6 protein-coding genes are annotated in these 5076 nt (G+C 47.8%); 4 read left to right on the top strand and 2 right to left on the bottom strand.

The window, feature by feature from the left end:
- The 3 genes from VIM87_RS09165 to VIM87_RS09155 form a co-directional block, all read left to right on the top strand.
- On the top strand, nucleotides 1-666 hold a 666-nt coding region (locus VIM87_RS09165), incomplete at its 5' end, for a TlpA disulfide reductase family protein (protein WP_331996694.1).
- Between the two features lie 31 nt (nucleotides 667-697).
- Entirely contained in the window at nucleotides 698-1972 is a 1275-nt protein-coding gene (locus VIM87_RS09160; protein ID WP_331996693.1) for a serine hydrolase domain-containing protein, read from the top strand.
- Nucleotides 1973-2107: 135 nt separating this feature from the next.
- Complete coding sequence (locus VIM87_RS09155; RefSeq protein WP_331996692.1) at nucleotides 2108-2410, top strand: YtxH domain-containing protein; 303 nt, start codon at nucleotides 2108-2110, stop codon at nucleotides 2408-2410.
- 232 nt (nucleotides 2411-2642) lie between these two features.
- Here the strand turns inward: VIM87_RS09155 and VIM87_RS09150 are convergent, their stop codons facing one another.
- On the bottom strand, nucleotides 2643-3260 hold the full coding sequence (locus VIM87_RS09150) for a hypothetical protein (protein ID WP_331996691.1): 618 nt from the start codon (nucleotides 3258-3260) through the stop codon (nucleotides 2643-2645).
- Nucleotides 3261-3265: 5 nt separating this feature from the next.
- On the bottom strand, nucleotides 3266-4006 hold the full coding sequence (locus VIM87_RS09145; RefSeq protein ID WP_331996690.1) for an SRPBCC family protein: 741 nt from the start codon (nucleotides 4004-4006) through the stop codon (nucleotides 3266-3268).
- Nucleotides 4007-4267: 261 nt separating this feature from the next.
- On the opposite strand from VIM87_RS09145, the gene bla reads away from it, so the two are divergent.
- On the top strand, nucleotides 4268-4975 hold the full coding sequence (gene bla, locus VIM87_RS09140; RefSeq protein ID WP_331996689.1) for a subclass B1 metallo-beta-lactamase: 708 nt from the start codon (nucleotides 4268-4270) through the stop codon (nucleotides 4973-4975).
- Nucleotides 4976-5076 lie beyond the last annotated feature (101 nt).

Below are 5076 nucleotides of genomic sequence, written 5' to 3'. Positions count from 1 at the left end.
ACCTTTGATGGTTCCCATGCCTATTATTTCACTGCCCGTCTTACAGATCAGAATACCCTGGAACAGGGCGTGTTTTACGCAGGCATTGGCAATGGCAAAGAAACCTGGGCCGCCCGTAAAGACGCTGCAGCAGCCCTGCCGGACGAAACCAAGCTGGCAACGGTAAAGCCCGGGCAGTCAAAACTGGATTTTTCTTTTCCCGATCTTAATAGCAAACCGGTAAGCATTAACGATGCCCGCTTTAAGAACAAAGTGGTGGTTATTACCATCATGGGCTCCTGGTGTCCTAACTGTATGGATGAAACAGGATTTCTTTCCAAATGGTACGAGGAAAATAAACAGCGCGGGGTAGAAGTAATAGGTTTGGCCTATGAGCGTACTACAGATTTTGAAAAATCAAAGAAAGCATTGTCCGGTTTCCTGAAACGTTTTGATGTGCAGTACCCGGTGCTTATTACCGGCGTTACTACCTCCGATCCGCAAAGGACTGAAAAAACACTGCCGCAGCTAACCGCCATCAAAGGTTTTCCGACTACTATTTTTGTAGATAGGCGGGGCCGTGTAAAAGAAGTGCATACCGGTTTTTCAGGCCCCGGTACCGGCGAACATTACGAACAGTTTAAAACGGATTTCAATAACCTCATAGATAAAATGTTGAAAGAGTAGTATATTCCGTGTAGTACTAAACGTTACACGGATGAAAAAACTATTGCTCCTGTTAGCCGCCTGTGGGTGGCTAACGTTACCTTCCTTTTCGCAAAGCCATCCCCAGAAATTTACAACAGCTGCCAATGCCCATACAGCAGGGTTCTCCGCGGAACGTTTAAAAAGAATAGACAGTTTTTTACAGGCTGCTATCAGCAAAGGGCTGGCGCCCAATGCGGTTACTTTCATTGCCCGCAACGGGCAGATCGTACATTATAAAGCATTTGGCTACAGCAACCTGGAGCAGCGCAAGCTGCTGCAGAAAGACGCCATTTTCCGTATTGCTTCCCAAACAAAACTGATCACTACCATTGCGTTGATGATGTTGTATGAAGAGGGTAAGTTCTTCCTGGATGATCCGCTGTCAAAGTATATCCCTGAGTTTAAAGATGCAAAAGTGCTGGTAACCTATAACCGGGAAAAAGGCACCTATGAAACGCGGCCTGCTGCCACGCCGCCGACTATACGTCATTTACTGTCACATACGGCCGGTATCCCTTATGAGCATCCGCTGGACAGCCTGTTGTTTGGCGGGCGGCTGCCGGGCCTTAACTCATTAAAGAATGACAAGCTGGAAGATGTGGTGAAGAAAATAGCCCGCCGTCCGCTGCTGAACGATCCCGGCGCAGCATTCACCTATGGTATGGGCATAGATGTTGCCGGCCGGCTGGTGGAGATCTTTTCCGGTATGAGCCTGTCTGATTTTTTTCAGCAGCGCATCTTCAAACCGCTGGGCATGGAGGATTCCTATTTTTACCTGCCACCTGCCAAAGCTAACCGGCTGGTAGAGCTGTATGCGCTGCCTTCCCTGGATAGTACCCTAAAGCTAAGCGATAATCTTTCCAACAGGACCTTTGCCATCAGCGGGGCACAAACCCTGTACATGGGTGGCGCAGGATCCGTAGGCACTATTGCGGATTATGCAAAGGTGTGCCAGCTGATCTTAAATGGCGGTACATTCAACGGTGTGCGTCTTTTAAGCCGCAAAACTGTGGATTTAATGACCCGTAACCAGATCGGGAATAACCTGGTATGGGACCGGAATGACAAGTTTGGGCTGGGTTTGCAGATCATTACACCAGATACCCATTATGGCGACCAGGCCTCTCCCGGATCCCTTACCTGGGGCGGCGCTTATTGTTCAGAATACACGATTGATCCCAAGGAAAACCTGATCCTGCTGGTATATACCAATGTAATGCCTTATGCCTACTACGGCGAGTTTGTGCGCAAATTCAGGATCCTTACCTACGGCGCAATCGATTAAACGAAGGGAAAGTAAGATGAAGGGCATGTGGTAAATACTCTTGGCCTGATATTTGAAAAATCCTGTACAGACAACGATCTGCACATGATCACCATTTATATGGTGTTATTTAGTTAAACCTTAAAATAAATTCATATGAGCACAAAATTCTTATCAGGTGCGCTGGCCGGTTTAGCCACAGGTGTATTGGTAGGATTGCTGGTAGCTCCAGACAGCGGAGAAGAAACCAGGAAAAAGATCCGTTATACGACCGGTAACTTGCGTAATAAGTTCGGCCGTATAGTGGGGAAGGGTTCCCGTGATCTGACTGAGCTAAAAAAAGTGTTTGAGCATGAAGTAACCGGTTTAAAAGATGATGTACGCGAACGGATCTTACGATTGATAGACGAAAGCAGGAGCTCTTACGATAACTTCAAGAGCGAAGTAGAAAATAGCTGATGGCAAGCAGCACTGTTAAATGATTCCTTCGTTATTCCGGGAGATCGAACGTATCTCCTGGAATGATCGGGGAGCACCCCACAAAGCATCCATGCTAATGTTATAACCTCCCAATAACACAGATCATATACCAAAACAATTTTTCCATCAACATATAGTGTGTAGAATAACTTACACCATAAAAGCCCCGGCAGGTTTTACGTGCCAGGGCTTTTATTATTGCAGTACGCTATTATTTTAGCAGGCCTTTTACAAGCGCCTTCCACTGCGGTTTTGAGAAACCCATGGCTGCCGTTAAAGCTACCATCCAGTTCCTTATCTTGTCTAAAAGATCGTCCGGTTGTTCATTGGGTTTTTCATTGCGCCCATACACACTGGCTTTAATGCTGTTGCCTACGCGCTCAATCACAAAGGAGCTGGTAGCTTCGGGGTTATAGAAATGTGCCACCTTACCCTGCAGCTGCTGCGGATTACCGGAAGGCCTTACCCGAAGGGCCACGTAGGCACAATTGCCGGAGCGGGTGCTTCGGTCTTCTATCTTTTCGATCTCTACCCAGTCATATCCATTTCCCTCCTTACTGCCAGGTCCGGGCAGGTCTATGCGTATATGATCACCTTCCTCCGCTTTATGGTGCAGCACCTGCCCCTGGCGGTCGGTTAATGTAAAATTAGCAGAAAGTGAACCTCCCAGCTGATGCCAGTGGTTCACTTCCAGTAATCGTTCTTTTGCAATGTTAAAGCGTTGTATACATGCTTCCACAGTCGGGCATGTAATGGCATATTCCGTATTATGTTTGCTGCCGGTATGCTGCGGCGGAACTGTTCTGTTACCGGCTTCCACTTGTTTCATAAAGGTTATTTTTCATCATTTACCACCACACCGGTTTCCATGAAATGTTTAAAACGTTGAATATCTTCCTGAACAATACGTTCAAAAGCGGAGTTGAGCAGCCAGGCCAGGCCGGTGCCTACATGGCCGGCAGGCGGGCGGTAGGTGATCATGATCTTCATAGAAGTGCCGCCATTAGCAGTATCTTCAAAAGTTACACGGCCTGCAGTAGCTACCTGCGATCCTGTAATGGAACGCCAGCCCAGCAGGGAGCCCGGTTCTTCCTTAACGATCTCCGCTTCCCATTCTAAAGTACCTACGCCACCGGGGCCGCGGGCTATCCAGCGGGAGTGGATGCTATCCCTTTCGTCCACCTGCTCAAGGTGACGCATAAACAAGGGCAGGTTGCCCAGCTGGCGCCAGAAGGCATATACTTCTTCACGGGGTTTGTTAATGATCATGGAGCTGCGGATATTAATGGCAGTGCTATGCCGGGCGCTGCGCTGTTCAATAGCTGCAGTAACCGGGCAGTTGCCGGATAAACCGCGGTACAGCAGGTAACCGCCTACTGCCAACCGGGCTAAACTTTTTATTGGGTGTTTGCCAATGCTGCCAATAGCGGAGCTGGCGATCAGGGAACCTGCAACAATAGATGCTATCCGTCCTTCCTTGCTTACATTCAGTATGTTACTGCGGTCGTATAAAGGCCCTGCGCTGGGAGCCTCATGCTGGCTATTGCCATTCAGTAATGTGTTATAAGAATTCATGGTAAGAACATTTTGATTATGAATAGCTTACAGCTAAAACCTTGCTGTTTTAGAAGGGCGGTTTTAAAGGATTGTATATCAATAAATTATATGAATAAAATGCATGGCTGTTGTGGAATTAATCATACCCAGTGTAGAAAAAAATGCAACCCGGATTATGCCTGCAGCCGGTATAACCGGTGCCTTGCTGCCTGTACCGGCAGGATGCAGGAAATGTAAATATTCCTGCTATATTTACGTTTGCCATTTTACGTTATGCTCATGATAAGGAAACTACTGCCTGGCTTAATCTTTCTTTTTACCATTATTCCCGTTTGGGCCCGGTCGCAAAACAAGGATGTTTTGCTCACCCGGTTATGCGAGGGTTTTTATGTGCATATCACCCAATCAGGCGGCGTGCCTGCTAATGGCCTGATCGCTGAAACGGATCATGGTGTGATATTGATCGATACCGGCTGGGATACTGCCCAAACCCGGGAGCTGTTGCAGCAGGTACAGGAACAGCTTCACAAACCGGTACTGCTGTGTATTATTTCCCATTGCCATATCGACCGCCTGGGCGGCGCTGCCGTGCTGCAGGCGCATCATATTAAAACCATCAGTACGCCTTTAACGGCTTCCCTGGCGGTTAAAGACGGTTATATACCACCTGCAGGCATATTGCCCAATGATACTACTTTCACGATTGATGGCTTACAGCTAACAACATACTATCCCGGCGCCGGGCATGCAAAGGATAATATCGTGGTTTGGTTTCCGGCGAAACGGGTCTTGTTCGGAGGCTGTTTTGTGAAGAGTATGGAAGCGGATGACCTGGGCAATGTTGCGGATGCGGATGTGCAGCAATGGCCGGTGTCCATTAAAAAAGTGCAGGAACGTTTTCCCCAACCGGCATGGGTTATTCCGGGGCACCAGGGCTGGGGAAGCAATAAGGCCATGGAGCATACGTTGCAGCTGCTGGCGAAGTAAGAATGACTTTGGGAAAATATTCAGGGGGATGAGTATATTGTAAAGCGAAATTTTACTTATAGTTGTATTTATGACATTTAATTATGTCAGCGGCATTACCC

Source organism: Chitinophaga sp. (genome assembly GCF_036569125.1).
In the GTDB taxonomy this organism is placed as follows: Bacteria; Bacteroidota; Bacteroidia; order Chitinophagales; family Chitinophagaceae; genus Chitinophaga.
This window is presented reverse-complemented; position numbering and strand designations above follow the sequence as displayed.